Source organism: Mycobacterium sp. TH-M25 (assembly GCF_057473665.1).
This window is the reverse complement of sequence record NZ_JBYCLA010000412.1, coordinates 18143-35073: the sequence shown is the minus strand read 5'-3', so window position 1 is coordinate 35073 and position 16931 is coordinate 18143. Positions and strand designations below refer to the sequence as shown.

Below are 16931 nucleotides of genomic sequence, written 5' to 3'. Positions count from 1 at the left end.
TCATCGGCCAACCCTCGCTGGCCAGCGCAGACAAAGGCCGCGCAGTCCTCGACCACCTGGCCAAAGCAGCCCAGCCCCTCATCGCCCTGCTCACCGGTGATCACCGACCCTCAACGCCGTGACGGCTCCCGCCGGGCTCCGCTGCGCTCCCTCCGCTTCCGTCCGCTGGCGCTCCCGTCCGCGCCGGTCGCTCCACGGCGCCCTGCGTCCACCGCCACGGACCCAATCCGCCCTACCGGCGTCCACCAGCAACAACGGGAGCCAGGCGCGAGGCCACGCAGCCGACCCTGGCACCCTGTGGCCAGCACACCAGGCGCGACGGACCGACCAAGCCACCGCCGACGAAGGAGCCGATGCCACCAACGGCCAGAACACACCGCTCAGCCGCCAACAGCTGACACAAAAAACCCGCCTGAACTGGGGTGTGAGAACTTTCTTCACTTATATTAAAGAACCACCGGCGTTTCCCCGGCAGGGTTCGGCAGGTGCGTCGGTAGGGTCCGCGCCCGAGCCGGTGCGGTCTGACTCGTTTCTTTACCGGCCACCAGCTGGTGTGCCTGCAATCGTCAGATCCGTCGACCGCTTCCGGTTCGGCGCGGAACCGCCCGCACGACGTGACCTCATAGGAGCGCGATCACACGTCCCGTAGCAGTGACGTCCCCGTGCCGGCGGCTCTGCCCTTCCACCCACCAATCCGGACATACGAAGGGCCGCAATGCCATCCACCACCACAACCGGGCAGCAGATCATCGTCGGTGTCGACACCCACAAGCAATTCCACGTCGGGCAAGCCGCCGACCAGCTGGGCCGCCCGGTGGGATGCCGCCGTATCCCCGCCAACACCGACGGATACCGCGAACTGCTGGCGTGGGCACAGTCGCTGGGACAGCTCAGGACGGTCGGCATCGAAGGGCCAGGCCACTAGGGACTTGACCCCGTGTGTTGGACACGCTTAATCCCAGGAATGTCCTGGGGGAAGCGAGATGATCCAACCCGATGGCAAGGAAGAATTACCCCGATGACTTCAAGCGCGATGCAGTCGCGCTCTACCGGGACACCGAGGGCGCGACGATCACCCAGATCGCTGCCGAGCTCGGTGTCAGCGAGGCCACGTTGTCGGCGTGGTGCAAGTCGGCCGGGGTGCCGATTCGGCACCGCCGCGGCGTCATAGTGGCCGAGCCCGCGCCCGGGGCGGAGAGCCCTGAGCAGGAACTGGTTCGGCTCCGCGCCGAGAACAAGGCACTACGCACCACCGAGGCTCGGCTATCCACCGAGCGTGACATTCTGCGTTCGGCGGCCAAGTATTTCGCCGGGGAGACGAACTGGTGAGCCGCTTCCAGTTCGTCGCCGACCACCTGCACGCCTTCGAGGTGAAGTGGCTCTGCGCAGTCGTCGAGGTCGCGCGTTCATCGTTCTACGCGTGGCTGGCCGGCGCCGATACCCGCGCCGCGAAGGCCGCTGCTGATGAGGCGCTGGCCGACCGTATCCGCGTGGTGCACGACGAGGACAACACCTACGGGGCGCCGCGGATCACCGCCGAGCTCAACGACGGTGTGCCCGACGATGAGCGGGTTAACCACAAGCGGGTCGCGCGGGTGATGCGCGGTGCCGAGATCGTTGGCTACCGGCGAAAACGCCGCGTCAAGACCACCGTGCCGGATCCGGCCAGCCAGAAGGTGCCCGATTTGCTGAAGCGGGACTTCACGGCGCCGGTGATCAACGTCAAGTACGTCGGCGACATCACCTACCTGCCGTTGGCCACCGGCGCCAACCTGTACCTGGCCACGGTGATCGACTGTTGCTCACGGCGGGTGACAGGATGGGCGATCGCCAATCACATGCGCACCGAACTGGTCGAAGACGCACTGCAGGCCGCGGCCGCGTTGCGGGGCACCTTGGCCGGGTCGGTGTTCCACTCGGATCACGGAAGTCAGTACACATCAAGGGATTTCGCTACAATCTGTCGCGAGTTGGAGGTTACCCAGTCGATGGGTGGGGTGGGGTTCTGCCGACAACGCGCTCGCCGAATCGTTTCACGCCACCCTCAAACGCGAAGTCCTCCAGGACCGCGCCTGCTGGCCGGACGCGGCGAGCTGCCGCCGGGAGGTCTTCCGATGGCTGGCCCGCTACAACACCAAACGACGACACTCCCGCTGCCGCCATTCCAGCCCCGCCACCTACGAAAGGACCCTGACACCCACTACGCTGCCCGAAGCCGCCTAACCACAAATCCCGTGTCCACTACATGGGGGCAAGGCCCCTACGGCGCCGGCCTGGCCCGGTACCTGCGAGCCCAAGGCATCGAGGTGACCGAGGTCGGACGTCCCAAGCGACAGCGCCGCGCCCGGTACGGCAAATCCGATGACGCCGACGCGGCGGGCGCCGCCGCCATGGTGCTGGCCGGTGAAGACCTCGGTGTGCCCAAGGCCGCCGACGGACCTGCCGAGATGGTGCGCGTGCTGCGGGTGGCTCGCACCAGCGTCGTGCGGGCCCGCGCGAAAGCGGTGACTGCCCTCAAATCTCTGATCGTCACCGCACCCGACGAGCTACGCGAGCAGCTGGCAGATCTGCACAAAAGCGATTTGCTCTACGCCTGCCGGATCCTCACCGTACCCGAAATGCCATCCACCCCAATCGATGCCGTCAAGATCGCCATCAAATCGTTGGCCGTGCGCTGCCGAGAACTCGACGCCGAAACCGAACGGCTGGGCCGCCAGATCGACACCATCACCGCCGCCGCAGCGCCCAAACTTCGTGCGGTCTACGGGGTCGGCCCAGATACCGCCGCAACCCTGCTCACGGCGATCGGCGACAACGCGCAGCGGATCCGCACCGACGCCGCGTTCGCCAAACTCTGCGGCGTCAGCCCTATCGAGGCATCCAGCGGCAAAACCGTCCGGCACCGGCTCAACCGGGGAGGCAACCGCGACGCCAACCGTGCCCTGCACGTCATCCTCGTCGTCCGACTACGCCGCCACCAGCCCACCCGCGACTACCTGGCCCGACGCCTGGCCGACGGCAAAACCAAAAACGAGGCCATGCGCTGCCTCAAGCGCTACATCGCCCGCGAAATCTTCCACGCCCTCCAACCACCCGAACGACCCACGAAAATCGTTGCAGGAACATAGGAGCATCTGCTATCAAGCCCCTACCTCGCCAGCAAGAACGGTTACCAAGACTCCGCCCTGCCGACCGGCCACACCGCCGGTGCACCCGAGGACGCTCTCGACACCGCCTGCGGCCTCTACCTTGCCGACCCAACCGCCTGGACCTGACCCCCGACGAATTTACGAGCGAGACCACTTAGGCTCCACCGTATTCCGGGCGCAGCGAACCGGCCAGCGAGGACAGCGGCACCCGCAGCGACACCGTTCCGCCGTCCATCGACCACACGTAACGGTCTGGTGGACTTGGTTTTTCCCGCAGCATCGGTGCATCGGGCATGTAGAGAATCAGCTGGTCTTGGGCTAGCCCGAAGGCACGGTAGTCGCCGCTGTAGCCGGTGCCGGTGGGTCCGGGGGCAAACTCCTGGGCGGTGAAGGGGTAGGTGTTGGGGGCGTGCGCGGGTGCGGCTGCGTTCAAGGCATCGGTGAGCTCCGGTGCGGTGGCCGCCTCGATCGCCTGGTTTGGATCGACACCCGGCTTGAACAAGTCGGCGGGGATCAGCCGGCGCCCCTTGGCCATATCGAAGACGAATGACCGGTAGGCGTTATTGGCCTGGATCCCGAACGGTTCGAAGTCTTCGTGCACGATCAGCGACTGCACCGCACCCGGCCCGGAGTACAGCTGATAGTCGGCAGATGCGCTGCTGTCGCGCGGCGTCTCGGCTCCGGTTGTGCGCCAGCCGTCGATCAGCCGGTGGTAATAGTTGCGCACGGCCGGGCCGGCGGTGGGGTTGTCGAGCATCGGCTCCGGCAGCGCGAGCGAGATGAACATTTCCGCCTTGCGCTGCGAGGTGACCAAAGTTGTGCAGTGTCCGCCGTCCCAGGTCGCGTTGAGTTCGGCGCAGAATTGGGCGGCGGAAGCTTTCGCCGTGGGCGCTGTGATTAATGTCGCCGCGACCCCCGCCGTCGCCAGGCTTGCCACCCACTTCATGCTTCTACCGTTGCTCTGCCGGTAGCACGACCTTGCTGGCGAGCCAGCGACCATTCACGTTCTCCATCGTGATCGTGACGGCGGTGACGTCGGTGTGCGGGTCGGGGTTGTCTGAGTTGGTTATCGACTGTTTGACGAACAGCAGAACCTCGACCTTATTGGTGGTAGCGGACTTCACCGCGGAATCGACGACACTGCCCTTTGTGGCGACCTTGTTGTCGATCAGCATCTTGCGGAGCCGCGAACTGGCTTTGGTGTAGGTGTCCTTGAAGTCCCCGGTCGCGCCGCCCAGAATGTCGGTGAAGTTCTGGTCGACCGCGTTGGGGTCGGTGCTGGTGAGCGTGACGGCGAATTTCTTTGCCGCATCCAGCGCTTGTGCGGCGGCGACATCCTTCTGGTGCTGCTGAAATAGCAGCCAGCCTTCGTAGCCGGCGCCGGCAACAACGGCGGCGACCGCCACGGCAGCGGCCCAGCGCATCGCCGGCCTGAGCCGCCGGCGCAAGGGCCGGTTACGCGTGTTGTCATCGATCGCAGCGTCTTTCGCTTCATCGTCGGAGCCGGACTCGGCGGGCTGCTCGTCGTCCTTTGATGTGCAAATAGCAGCCACGGTGATCTCGTCAACAAATCTCATGTCCATACTCCCGCGCTACAGGATTTCGACTTTGCTTGCCAGCCAACGGTTGTTGATCAGCTCCATGGTCATTTGCACCCTGTTGCGGTCGATGCGCGGGCTGGGATTGACGGCGTTGGTGATCGATTGGTCGACGAACAGCAGCACCTCGACCTTTTTCGTCGTCGCTGATTTGACCGCGGCGTCGATCACGATGCCCTTGCCCGTCGCTTTGTTGTCGATCAGGACTTGACGGAGTTGCGCCGATCCCTGGCCGAATTCGTCCTTGAATTCGCCGGTCGCGCCCTCGAGGGCCTGCCGATAATTCTTGTCGATGTCCTTGGAGTCGAGGGTGGTCAATGCGACGGCGTAGTGGCGCGCGGCGTCCAAGGCCGCCTGACCGGCCGCGGCGGTGTCGTCGAGTTGTTTGAGTCGCCAGCCGAAATACGCCGACGATCCCAGGGCGGCGAGAAAAACGATGCCGGCCAGCGCAACAACCAGCCGGCGCCGCCAGCGCCGCGGCGAGCGCGCGTCGGCGCCCGGCTCGGCGGCTTCTTGGGTGGTCTCGTCGTCGGATTCACTCTGGGGCGCAGCGGCATCCTCTGGCGACATGCTGGCGGCGATTTCGGATTCCGGCGGCAGTGCCGTCTCCGTCTCGGCAGGCTCGTCGAGCTCGTCGAGTTGGTCGAAGACGTCTTTGGTCGGTGTTCGCTTAGACACTGTGGCTCCAGGGTCGCTAGTTCGGTATCCAGGTGGGTAGCGGGGGGCCCGCGTAGGTGGTGGGCAAGGTGTACGGCGGGTACACCGGGGTGGCGTCGGTTTGCGCCAGCGGGTCGAATCCTGGTGGCGGGCCGGCGGTGTCGTCACCGGGCGGTCGGGGCGCGTTGCGCGCCCCGCGGATCAGCACCGAGGGGTCGGGGTTGTCGCAGTAGGTGTAGCGGTACGGTTCGGGGAAGTCCGCCTGTGAGGGTGCGCGGCGCGGGAGGTCGTAATCGCAGCGGTACTTCGGGTACGCCTCCCCGATGGCCCACAGGCCGCCGTCGTGAAAAATACTGGATAAGCGGTCGATCAGGGAGTCGTGGTCGGGACGCCACAGATCCTGCAGCGCCGGTATCCGCAGATACAGCAACTGGGAGACCGTGGTCAGATTCCCCAGCAACGCCACGATGTTCTCACGATTGTCGGCCAGCAGGTTGTCGACATCGGCAAGCTGGCCGCTGCCGTTGTCGATCAACGTGCGGAACCCGCCGTCCATCTTGTTGACGCCTCGCAGAACTCCTTGCAGGTCAACCGAAGTCCGGCGCAGACCCGGCGTGACCTCATCGAGGGTGGTGAACACGACCCGGGTGTTGCGCAACATGCTGACGGTCTGCGGCAGCACGCCGTCCAGGGTGGACGACAGGAAGATTGCGCCGTCGAAAATCGCCGCCAGCTTCTGCGGTCCTTGGGGTGAGACGCGCAACTCGCCGAACAGGTCGGCCAGCTTCTTCGGGTCCACCTGAGCCAGCGCGCCGTGGCTGTCGTCGATGATCTGCGGCAGCGACACCGGGATCGTGGTTTGGTGCTCGCCGATCACCGTGCCGTCGGTCAAATACGGTCCGCCGCCGTGCTGTGGTCGGAAGTCCAGGTATTGCTCGCCGACCGCCGACAGACCCGAGACCCGAACGGCGCTGTCCCGCGGGATCCGCGCATTGGCGTTGATCGCCGCGACCGCCTCCACCCCGTTGCCGGTGAGGTTGACCGCGGTGACGCGGCCGATCGGGATTCCGCGCAGCGTGACGTCCTGATTGGCCAACAGCCCGCCCGACTCGGGCAACAGCACCCGCACCGCGATCATCGTGCGCGCCGGGTTAATCCCCAGGCCTCCGATCGTGACGTAGGCGAGCGCCACGAGGAGGGTGACGGCCAAGCCGATGACCGATAGCAGGATGCGGCGTTTGGCCGCCGCCCGGACCAGGTCGACGACCAGCCGGGCGGCGGATTCCAGCGGGTTGGGTGAGGCGGTCATTGCGGTACCGCCGGGTTCCATCGCTCTGACCCATAAATTTTGTCCAGCAACAGGTTCCACTCATATCGCAGGCTGCCGACCATCAGATGCCAGTCGGTTCCGTCCGGCCAGTGCAACCCCGGATCGCCGGGGTAGTTCAGGCCGGGCCACGGGCCCCCGGTGAGCTTCGCAACGTTGTCGATGGAGTGTGCCGCCGTAGAGTTGGTGAGGTGCATAATGATCCCGACCAGCCGGTTGAACGCGAAGAGCGATAAGTTCGGGTCGACCGAGATGTCATTGAACACCGCGGCCAGGCGGTTGAGGTCGGCGACCGTGCTGCGGGTGTCAGTGCCCTTGATGGAGGGGAACCGGGAGAGCTGGCGGGTGATGCGTGCCGCACCGTCGGCCAGATCGGCCAGCCGGGTGGTGTTGTCGGCGATCACTGCCATCGCCGGAGCGGCGGCCGTGAGCGACTCGTCGAGGGTGGTCTTGCGGGCCGACATTGTGGCCGCCAATTCGGACGTGCGGTGCAGCGCGGCATCCAGCTGTGCCGACCGTGCGGTCATCTTCGACAGCAGCTCCCTGCTCTGGTGCAGCAGGATGTCGACCTTTTCGCCGCGCCCGCCCACGGCCTGCCCGGCTCCGTTGAGGATGGAAACCAGGTGGCGTGCCGCGCCCCCGTTGACCAGTAACGCCAACGAGTCGAGCAGTTCTTCGACAGTGGGGGCCGCGGCGGTGGATTTCAGACCGATCGTGTCGCCGTTGTGCAGCAGCGGCGTGTCCGTGGGCTGGTCCGGACCGGGTGTGATCGCCACGAATACATCACCCAGCGGGGTGGCCGACCGCAGTTCGGCGGTGGCACCGACGTGCAGCGGCACATCGGCACGGATCCGCATGTTGACCCGCGCGGTGAAGTCCTTGGCCTGGATCGACTCGACTTCGCCGACATCGGCGCCGTACAACTTGACCTTGGCCTTGGCCGGCAGATTCAGCGCGTTAGCAAAAACTGCTGTCAGCGCATAACTTTGGCCGCCGGCAACCGGCGCCGGCAGCGGCAGGCGGTCCAGGCCGACGGCACAGCCGGCCACGAGCGTGGCCATCACGACGGTCAGGGCACACCGAGACCCGCGGCGGGCCGCGCCTAGGTACCTCATGGGGTACCACTGATCCCATTGCCCATCAGGTCGAGCATTTCGCCCAGCCCGAAATCCGGCCCGTAGTCCTTCAGCGTTCCGGTAGCGCAGCCAAGTTGTTTGAGTCCCATCAGGGTGCAGACTTCCTTGCCGAATTGACTGTTGAAGAGCACCTTGTCGATCAGCCCGTGTACCCGGACGCTGCCGGCGACCGGGTCGATGACGTTGTAGATGTTGTCCACCGTCATCGGCGCAACGTCGAGGGTCTCCTCCAGTTCCCGCCGGTAATCGGTCAGGGTCGTGGTGATGGCGCGGGTGCCGGCGAAGGTGCCCTTCAGCGCGTCGCGGTTGTGCTCCAGGAGCCGGGCCACTTCGGCGAGAATCTGGTTGGCCTTCGCGCCGGTGTCACCCGAGCCGAGGTCTTCGTCGGCGAGGATGTCGGCCAGCTGGTGCAGGTTGGAGCCGAATGCACGGATCGCGGCGTCGTTGTCGGCGGCCGCCTGGGTCAACTCGGCGACGCTGGTGATGATCGCCTGGATGTTGTTTTTGCTGCGGGCACCCTTGTCGGCGCCGACGCGCAGCGCCGCGGACAGCTTGTCGAAGGTGGCTTTGAGCTGGGGCCCGTTGCCGGAGGTGATTTGGGCGCCGAGGTTAACCAGATCCCCCAATGGTCCGTGCCCGGTGGAGTCGCCGTGCAGCGCCTTGCCCAGCTTGTCCATCATCGCCAATGTCCGGTCGAATTCCACCGGGGTGCGGGTGCGCCCCAGACCCAGCACGTCGCCGTTTTTCAGCTTGGCTCCGCCGCGGTACGGGGGTGTGAGCTCGACGACCCGGTCGGTCAGAATCGAGTTCGACACCGTCACCGCCTGCGCGTCGGCCGGAATGGCCACGCTCTTGTCGATGGCGAGTTTGACTTCGACGTAGCTGTCCTTGGCTTCGATGCTGGTCACCGTGCCGACCGGCATGCCCAGCACCGACACCCCGTTGCCCACATACAACCCAACGGCGTCCTCGAATTCGGCGGTGACGGTGATCTGCCCCTCGGCCAGGCGAGGAATCACCACGATCCCCGCGACCGTCAGGACCACGGCGGCGACCGCTGCGGTGAGAATCACTTTGGCGCGTCGGCTCATTCGCAGTCCTTGAAATATTCGACCAGGTTGAACTGCTTGGCCCGCCCACTGAGCGCGCACATCCACGAGTCGACAAACGGGCCGGCTGGCAGGGTGACGTCGACGGCGTTGCCGCTGCCGGTCATGTTGGCGAAGTTGCGCACCACAATCGGCATCGACTGCAAGATGTTGCGCAGCAACGCGTCGTGGTCGGTCATCATCGCGGTGAACTCCTGCGTATTGGCGAGCAACTGGTTGATGGCCGGCTCGTCGCCCACGATCGTCTTGGTCCTTTCGACCAGCGTGGTGGCGCTGGCGAAGAGCCGTCGCACCGCCGCGCGCCGGGTGGCGATCTCACCCAGCAGGTCACGGCCCTGCAGCACCAGCGCCCCGAGGTCGGCCTTCTGGTCTCGCAGCGTCCTGGTCAAGGTGTCGGCGTTGGACAGCAGCGTGCCGAGCTGACCGCGCCGATCGGCGATGATGCTGGCCAGCGATTGCAGGTTGTCCAGTGCTTGCGGCAGGGCGTCGGGCAGTCCCTGCAGATTCGCGTTCAGCACTTTCACCGAGTCGACGATGCGCTGGGCGTCGACGGCTTCGAAGGTGCTGGTCGCACCGGCAAGGGTCTTTTGCAGGTCGTAGGGAACCTCGGTGTTGCCCAACGGGATCGTGTTGTGGTCGAGCCCGCCAGTGCCGGCCGGTGACACCTCCAGGTAGCGCGACCCCAAAATCGTGGTCAATTTAATGGCCGCCCGGGTGTCGGCACCCAGATGCACGTCGTTGCGCACATTGAACGCGACCACCACATGGTCGCCGGCCAGTTTCACGCCGTCGACGGTGCCGACCTGGATACCGGCGATGGTGACCTGGTTGCCCTTCTTGATCTGGGCGGCCTGCGCGAACTCGCCCTGATAGCCGGTCTTGCCCAGGCCCAGGCCGCCGTACAACACCACGGCGGCCAGCAGTGCGGCGACGACCACCAGCCCGATCGTCCCGAGCCAGACCTTGTTGTAGGACTCGAGGGGGCGCTTGAACCGATTGAACATGGCTACCTGCATATCGCGCTGTGTTTGATCTTGTTGAGGTAACCGGGGGTGACGTAGTCACCCGGGGTTGCCGAGGCGACGAAGGCCCGGAACCAGTGGAACAGGCCGCGCCACAGGCCGAAGTCGACGTCGCACGCGTATACGTCGGCGTAGGCGCCTTCCTGGGTGACCCGGGCGAGACCCTTGATCACAAAGGGGAGGTTGGCTGCCATGTAGGCGAACCGCTGTCGACCCTGGTGCAGACCGTAGTCGAGGAAACCGGGTTGGCGGCCGATGAACTGTTGCGCGTCGGGCGTGATGTTGTTGACGATGGCCGCCAACCGCGCTGTCGTCGAATTGATCGACCCGACCGATGCAACCAGCTCGGCCCGGCGGCCCGCCAGTTCCGACATCACCCCACGGGTCTGGCGAATCATGGTCTGCAAGTTGGTGTTCTGCGTGGCCAGAGTGCCCATAAGGTCATTGAGGTTGTTGATCAGGTCGCCAAGAACCTGGTCGGGGCCGGCCAGGGTTTCCGCCAACGCCGACGCCTGGGTCGTCAACGCCAGGACTGAACCCGAATCCCCTTGAAACGCTTGGATAATGGCATTGGTCAGGTTGTCCACCTGCTTCGGGTCCAATTCGGTGAATAGCGGCTCAAACCCGTTGAGCATGTAGGAGATGTCAAACGACGGGGTGGTGTGTTCTTCGGGTATCTGACCGTGGTTGGGTAACAGTCGTTTGTCGACGGCCGGCCCTGGCGCGAGCCCCAGGTAGCGCTGTCCGATGATGTTCTGGTAGGTCACCGATGCGACGGTGTTGGTGTAGAGCGGCTGGCCGCGTTGCACCCGGAAGGTGACCTTGGCCAGTGTGCCTTCCAGGTCGATTTTGTCCACCCGGCCGACCCGGACCCCGGCCACCCGGACGTCATCGCCGGGCGCCATGCCGGACACATCAGTAAACACCGCCGAATACGTGTTCGTCGGGCCCGCGACATCGCGCTGCAACGTGGCGAACACCATCCACGTCACGGTCACCGCAAAGGCCATGAAAATGGCCAAACCGATCAATGTCGTGCGATAGCCGCTCACCGGTGACCTCCGGGATCCGGCGTGATGTGCACGGTCGCGCCGCGCGCCAACGGACCCAGCAGCAACTCGGTGGCCGCGGTGGCCGGCCCGCCCACAATGCGGCCGAGCTGTTCTTTCTCCTGCCGGCTGCCGACCGGCCCGACGTTGCCGCCGATGACCGCCGACTGCGGCTGCATGACGGCCGGCGGGGGAGCCGGTGCCGGGGGTCGGTCGGGCAGCTGTGCGGCACCGGGCGGCAGCGGCGGCACCACCCACGGCGGGGGAGGAGGCGCGGGAGGGCCTTGCGGATAGTCCGGCATCGAGTTGCGCGGTGGAGCCAGGTTGGGGCGATTCTCGGAGAGCCCCGGCGTGGGCGCAAAACCCTTAGATCCCAAGGCCGGCAACAGATCTGGGGCAGTCGGTGTTTCGGGTGCCGTTGTGCAACTCGGGGCCTCGAGCGCACCGTAGCGGGGGCAGTCGGCGCGAACATAGGTCCGGCTCGGGTTAAACGAGATAACCGCCTTGATGTAGCCGAGATTGGTGTTGGGATCCCACGCCTCGTCGTAGATCTTGTTGGCCAGTACTTGCATGCGGGTGGAGATGCCGTGGAACTCGCCGGCGTGGTCGCCGAGCACGCCCAGCGCCGGGGCCAGCTCGGTGCTGATGACAATCATCCGGTCGGTTTGGTGATCGAATGCGTCACCCAGGGTCCCTATTGTGCTGAGCCCGCCGGACAGGAAATTGGTCAATTGCCAACGCTTTTCGGCGAAGGTCCGCATCGGACGGACCGAGGCATCCAGCGCGTCGAACAGCTCCGGGGAGGTGCTGCGCAAGCCGCCGGCGGCGGCGCTGAGCGCAGAGAGCGTGGACGGGCCGGCGCCGTCGGCGCTGACCACCGTATTCAGCTGCGCCAGAATCTCATTCAGTTGGTGTCCGGCGTCGGTGAGTTGCTGGCCGCGGCCATGAGTGGCCTCGCCCAAGGCGGCCAGCACCCCGATGCTGGTGTCGTTGGGCTTGCGCGCCACGGCGGCCAGCACCTCGCGCAGCTTAGCCAACACGTTCTGGAACAACACCGTTGGCAGGGTTTTGTCTTCAAGGATGATCGAGCCGGGACGAAGCGGCCCTGAGCCTTTCCCGTTGTCCACCAGCTGCACCGCCGACACGGCGAACAGGTTCTCCGGGACCACCCGCGCGGTCACCGTGTTGGGGATACCGGCGGCGTAGCTCGGCTTGAGGTCGACGTGGACGAGGTTGGGCCGCCCGTATCGGGACGGGGTGACATCAGAAACCGACCCCACCAGGACGCCGCGGAACTTCACGTCCGAGCGGGCCGGCAAGCCGTCTCCGATGTTGACCAGCTCAAGGTCGACCCGCACAAGATTGTCGAATTTGCCTTGGTATTTGGCGACCATCGAGGTCGCGGTCAGGGCCGCGACCACCAGGAAGCACACACCCACCACAAGCAGCAGACGCTTGGACGGACCGCGGGGATCGGTGTCGAAGGAGTTTGGCATCGCTACCCGCCGAACCTTGCCCCGGATTCCACGCCCCACAGCGCCATGGTCAGCAGCATGTTGACGATCATCACGACGGTGAGGCTCGACCGCATCGCCCGCCCCGCGGCCACCCCCACACCGGCCGGGCCGCCGCTGGCAAAGTAGCCGTAGTAGCTCTGCAGTGTCGAGGCGATGAACACGAAGACCACCGCTTTGATCGTCGCGAACACAACGTCGCGTCCGCTGATACCCAACGAGAAGTAGTGCTGATACGACCCGGCGGACTGGCCGGCGAATGAACTGGCGAGCTGGGTGGCCAAGTACGCCAGCCCGAGGGTCGTCAAAAACAACGGAATAATGGCGATGACCGATGCCACCACCCGGGTGGTGACCAGGAACGCGACTGAGTTGATGCCAAGCACCTCGGTCGCGTCGATTTCCTCGTTGATCCGCATCGCCCCCAGCTGCGCGGTAAACCGGCATCCGGCCTGGGCGATGAACGCCATCGCGATCATGATCGGCGCCAGCTCGCGGGTCGTGGCGAATGACGAGACAAGGCCCATCGCCGGACCCAGGCCCAGCAGGTTCAGCGCGTTATATCCCTCGACGGCGACCAGCGTGCCCGCAGTCAGTCCCAGCACCGCCGCCACGTTGACCGTGCCCCCGCCGACCACGATCGACCCGTTACCCCAGGAGATATCCGTCAGGAGCCGCAACATTTCCCGCCGGTAGTACCGGAACATGGTCGGCACCGAGACGACGATCCGGCCAAAGAAATGGACCACGTGGCCGGCTTTGGCCACCGTACGGTTCGCCGCACCCGCTGCCTGGATAACCGGGCGGACACAGCGGATCTGATATGTCGTCGGGACGGCCATGGTCAGATGGTCGTTCGGGGGAAGACGATGACGTAAAGCTGGGTGAGCACCACGTTGACGATCATCAGCAGCAGCACCGACTCGACTACCGCCGCGTTCACTGAGTTCGCCACTCCGGCTGGCCCCCCGCGGGTGTCCAGGCCCTTGTGGCAGCTGATGGTTGTCACGATCGCCCCATAGATGACAGCTTTGACCAGCGCCAGCACAAAGTCCCCGATGGTGGCGAAGGAGGAGAAGGTGGCGATGAACGAGCCCGGTGTGCCGTTTTGCACGTAGACGTTGAACAGGTAGCTCGCGATGTATCCGACAAAACAAGTCACCCCGGTCAACGCAATCGCGATCAGGATCAGCGCCGCGAGCCGGGGAACTACCAGGCGCCGAACCGGCGAAACTCCCATCACCTCCATCGCCGCGATTTCTTCTCGCATCGTCCGCGAACCCAAGTCTGCGCACACCGCCGAGCCCACTGCCGCCGCCAGCAGCAGCGCCGCCACCAGTGGAGCCCCTTGGCGGATCACCACCAGCCCGGTCGCCGCCCCCGACAGCGACGTGGCGCCGACTTGCGCGGCCAACAAGCTGAACTGGATCGACAGCACGACGCTGATCGGGATGGTCACCAAAACCGTTGGCAGAAAGGCTGTTCCCGCCATGAATGCAGCCTGCTCAACGAACTCCCCGACGATGAAGCGGCCGGTGAGCACATCAAAAGCCAGATACTGGACAGCCCGGACACCCAGCATCACCTGTCCGCCGACTGTGCTCAGCGACATCAACGGGTGAGTCCGCAGATACCGGCGAACCCAGTCGGCGATCTCCCCAATGGCCGATCGCTCGGCTAGCCGTCCCCGCTCAGCGACGCCTGTCAATAAATCCCCTCCATATCCGTGCGTTCTGATGAACGCACCGGGTTCAGTTAGTGTCACGGTCCTCCCGACCGACAGCGGAAACGAGAATCCGATGCAGACGACGACAGGTGGCGAGACGATGTTAGAAAACTGTTGTAGAAGTCGTCGGCGGTTTCTCCGCGGCGCCAACGTATTCGCCCAGGTATCCTCCACCCAGCCAGCGCCGTGGCTTCGTGTGTTGAAACTTCGCCGCGGAGAGATCGCGCACGCGCAGCGCGCGCGCGAGAGCAATCGGGTTGAACGGGGTTTGGTACTCCAAGCCCACGATGGCGGGGGATCCGGGCTCGTCGTTCTTGGGCACCAGCGTAAAGCCGACGTCTTCGAGCAGCGCAGATATTTCGGCCGGTCGTGGGAAACGACGGAAGTCGTGAATGGACTTGTACAACCCGGACACATACAGCGGTCCGACGGTGACGAAGGAGACCCAGGTGTAGAAGTTGCGGTCGGGGGCCACGTAGAACACCCGTCCGCCGGGTTTGAGGGCGCGATAAGCGCTTTCAAGGACAGCGCGATGCTCCGTGCAGTGGTCGAAGATGCCATGCAGGTACACCGCGTCGAACTCGTCTTCGCCAAGCACATCGTGGTCACGGATGTCGCCGACATGCATCTGCACGTTCGGGTTGTCGGCGAAGCGCCGCCGGCCGGCGCGAATCGCCTTGTAGTCGACGTCAAAGCCGTGGACCTCCCAGTCGCGTAATTCTGGGTGCTGGTCCGCCAAACCCTGGATCAATATGCCGCGGCCACAGCCGCCGACCGCTAGGCGACCGCGCCCCGCGCTGGGCTCTAGGGGCAGGTAGGCCGCGAGGAAGTCCCACGCGGAGTAGTCGATCTTGCTGACCACTTCCTCGCTGAACGCCCACTGCGCGCTGGTGTTGGCTTGGGAGAAGTAGCGCACACCGCGTTCGATGGTCCCGTTGCTGGCCCAGGTGAGGAGCCTGTCCAGCCGGGAGTAGCGGTACTCGGGCTCGCCTTCGGCCTCGTTACGCCGTTCCCGCCCTAAGAAATCGAAGAATGTCTGCTCCTCGGCGTCGATCGGCGCTGTCCACGACGTCGCTTTGCCGAGGGCTCGCTCCTGAACCCACGAGTCGACCACCTTGCTGTATACGTCGGTCTCGAAGAGCATGAGCTGGTGACCGCCGCTGGGCATCACAAACAGATCCTTCGGCCCGCCGATCCGCTCGAAACAAGCCCGGACGTGCTCGGGTTTGACGATCTCGTCGTTCGCGCCGCAGGCGATGAGGATGGGTGTGGTGTTCGCAGCGGCGGGCCGGGGTGGACGATAGGTGAAGACGGTTCGATAGCTGGAGAGGCCATAGGACCAGACGTAGTACGGGTCGGCCAATTTCTTCGGCAGCATATCGGGGTCTTCTTGATACGCGGCCTTGAGCCGCCTGACCGACCGGTGCAGCGGGATGCGGATGCGGTCGCCGAACTTCTCGGCGATCCAGGCCGCTGTCTTCGATCGCAGCAGCCGGATCGCGGGCTCCATCTGGATCTCATCGTTGAGCAGGATGTTCATGCACACCGCGCCCACGATCCCCGGGCAACGCTCGATCGCGTGAAACGCGACCTCGCCGCCTTGGCTTGCGCCGTGCAGCACGACTGGGATCCCGGTCGCGACCGCTTTCTCGACTACCAGACGGGTATCCTCGAGGAAGTCCTCGAAGGTGAAGACGCCGCGGGGGCCTGGAGTGCGGCCATGGCCGGTGAGGTCGAAGGACCAGACCGTCACCGGGTAGTTCCGCCGGTAGTATTCGGCGAAATCGTGGTAGACCTCGCTATGTCCCGCGGTGCCGTGCACGAGCACGAGCAGGTATTCCGCCTGTGGATGCTCATAGCGGCGCAAGAAGAGGGGTTTGCCGGCGCTGCCGGGCACGCTGTCTTGCGCCATGGGCTCGAGCGCTACGTCATACTGGGTGGTCATGGTCGCTCCGTTCCTGGGGTGGGAGGTGCTGGATCTGGTTCGGTCAGCGTGGTGATCAAGAGCTGGGCCAGGGTGACGAAGTCTTGCCGGTAAGCGGCTTCGTCGGTCTCGAAGGGGCGGCGCATCGCCAGTCCGAGCAGCACGGTCTCGAAGAGTTGGGCGGAGTGTTCGGCCCGCGCCGAGGAGAGTTCCGGGATCATCGCGTTCAGCAAGTCGACGAGACGGCTCCGTTGGGCGTCGCGGTAATCGAGGTACGCCGCGCGCAGCGAGCTGTTGTGGTTGGCCGCCGCGGCGAACTCGACCATGAAGGTGACCACGCGGAGATTGTTGAGGAACAGCGAGTACAGCAGCTCCATCGCTCCCGTCAGGCGCGCCTCGATAGAACTCGACCACGCGATGTTGCGCTCGGTCTCGCCGAACATGGTGGTCGCCATCTCGCTGATCGCGGTGCGGAAGAGCCGTTCCTTGGTATCGAAGTGGTGGTGCAGCAGCGGTTGTGAGACGCCGGCGCGGGCGGCGATCTGTTTCATGGAGGACTTCTCATAGCCGAGTTCGCAGAAGCACGCGAAGGTCGCGGCGAGGATCCGCTCTTTGGCAGTGGTCCCCTGGGGCAGATCTGCGGTCTGGGGCGGGCCGGTTGTGAGCAACGCCATGCGCCGAGCGTAACATGACTGACTGATCAATTAGTCAATCATCTTG

General features: G+C 65.1%; 15 protein-coding genes and 1 pseudogene. 3 read left to right on the top strand and 13 right to left on the bottom strand.

The genetic code is table 11. The annotated features are described in order from the left end of the window. Window positions 1-715 precede the first annotated feature (715 nt). The 3 genes and pseudogenes from AC2VOU_RS13975 (at window position 716) to AC2VOU_RS13965 (ending at window position 3128) form a co-directional block, all read left to right on the top strand. Entirely contained in the window at window positions 716-925 is a 210-nt protein-coding gene (locus AC2VOU_RS13975; protein ID WP_486957921.1) for a hypothetical protein, read from the top strand. A gap of 71 nt (window positions 926-996) precedes the next feature. Continuing rightward, window positions 997-2223: pseudogene (locus AC2VOU_RS13970) on the top strand (IS3 family transposase). Beyond that, window positions 2115-3128, top strand: a complete 1014-nt coding sequence (locus AC2VOU_RS13965; RefSeq protein WP_486957920.1) for a transposase — start codon at window positions 2115-2117, stop codon at window positions 3126-3128. The pseudogene AC2VOU_RS13970 and the gene AC2VOU_RS13965 overlap by 109 nt, the downstream one beginning before the upstream one ends. A gap of 175 nt (window positions 3129-3303) precedes the next feature. Here the strand turns inward: AC2VOU_RS13965 and AC2VOU_RS13960 are convergent, their stop codons facing one another. From AC2VOU_RS13960 to AC2VOU_RS13900, 13 genes are all read right to left on the bottom strand, one after another. Further along, on the bottom strand, window positions 3304-4095 hold the full coding sequence (locus AC2VOU_RS13960; RefSeq protein WP_486957919.1) for a mannan-binding protein: 792 nt from the start codon (window positions 4093-4095) through the stop codon (window positions 3304-3306). A gap of 4 nt (window positions 4096-4099) precedes the next feature. Then, window positions 4100-4726 (bottom strand): Mce protein, encoded by a 627-nt coding sequence (locus tag AC2VOU_RS13955; RefSeq protein ID WP_486957918.1) that lies wholly within the window; start codon window positions 4724-4726, stop codon window positions 4100-4102. 15 nt (window positions 4727-4741) lie between these two features. Continuing rightward, on the bottom strand, window positions 4742-5425 hold the full coding sequence (locus AC2VOU_RS13950; protein ID WP_486957917.1) for an Mce protein: 684 nt from the start codon (window positions 5423-5425) through the stop codon (window positions 4742-4744). Between the two features lie 16 nt (window positions 5426-5441). Beyond that, window positions 5442-6713, bottom strand: a complete 1272-nt coding sequence (locus AC2VOU_RS13945) for an MlaD family protein (RefSeq protein ID WP_486957916.1) — start codon at window positions 6711-6713, stop codon at window positions 5442-5444. Continuing rightward, on the bottom strand, window positions 6710-7792 hold the full coding sequence (locus AC2VOU_RS13940) for an MlaD family protein (protein ID WP_486957926.1): 1083 nt from the start codon (window positions 7790-7792) through the stop codon (window positions 6710-6712). Before AC2VOU_RS13940 ends, AC2VOU_RS13945 begins: the two co-directional genes overlap by 4 nt. Before the next feature lie 50 nt (window positions 7793-7842). After that, complete coding sequence (locus tag AC2VOU_RS13935) at window positions 7843-8958, bottom strand: MCE family protein (protein WP_486957915.1); 1116 nt, start codon at window positions 8956-8958, stop codon at window positions 7843-7845. Further along, entirely contained in the window at window positions 8955-9980 is a 1026-nt protein-coding gene (locus tag AC2VOU_RS13930; protein WP_486957914.1) for an MCE family protein, read from the bottom strand. The genes AC2VOU_RS13935 and AC2VOU_RS13930 overlap by 4 nt, the downstream gene beginning before the upstream one ends. A gap of 2 nt (window positions 9981-9982) precedes the next feature. Beyond that, the gene (locus AC2VOU_RS13925; RefSeq protein ID WP_486957925.1) at window positions 9983-11008 is read right to left on the bottom strand and encodes an MCE family protein; all 1026 of its coding nucleotides are present in this window, start codon (window positions 11006-11008) and stop codon (window positions 9983-9985) included. 38 nt (window positions 11009-11046) lie between these two features. After that, the gene (locus AC2VOU_RS13920) at window positions 11047-12543 is read right to left on the bottom strand and encodes an MlaD family protein (protein WP_486957913.1); all 1497 of its coding nucleotides are present in this window, start codon (window positions 12541-12543) and stop codon (window positions 11047-11049) included. A gap of 2 nt (window positions 12544-12545) precedes the next feature. Further along, the gene (locus AC2VOU_RS13915) at window positions 12546-13403 is read right to left on the bottom strand and encodes an MlaE family ABC transporter permease (RefSeq protein ID WP_486957912.1); all 858 of its coding nucleotides are present in this window, start codon (window positions 13401-13403) and stop codon (window positions 12546-12548) included. A 2-nt stretch (window positions 13404-13405) separates the two neighbouring features. After that, a complete protein-coding gene (locus AC2VOU_RS13910; RefSeq protein ID WP_486957911.1) occupies window positions 13406-14269 on the bottom strand; it encodes an MlaE family ABC transporter permease in 864 nt (287 codons plus the stop codon). Between the two features lie 121 nt (window positions 14270-14390). Then, window positions 14391-16232, bottom strand: coding sequence for an alpha/beta fold hydrolase (locus AC2VOU_RS13905; protein WP_486957910.1), 1842 nt, complete (start codon window positions 16230-16232; stop codon window positions 14391-14393). Continuing rightward, complete coding sequence (locus AC2VOU_RS13900) at window positions 16229-16885, bottom strand: TetR/AcrR family transcriptional regulator (RefSeq protein WP_486957909.1); 657 nt, start codon at window positions 16883-16885, stop codon at window positions 16229-16231. The genes AC2VOU_RS13905 and AC2VOU_RS13900 overlap by 4 nt, the downstream gene beginning before the upstream one ends. Between the last annotated feature and the right edge of the window lie 46 nt (window positions 16886-16931).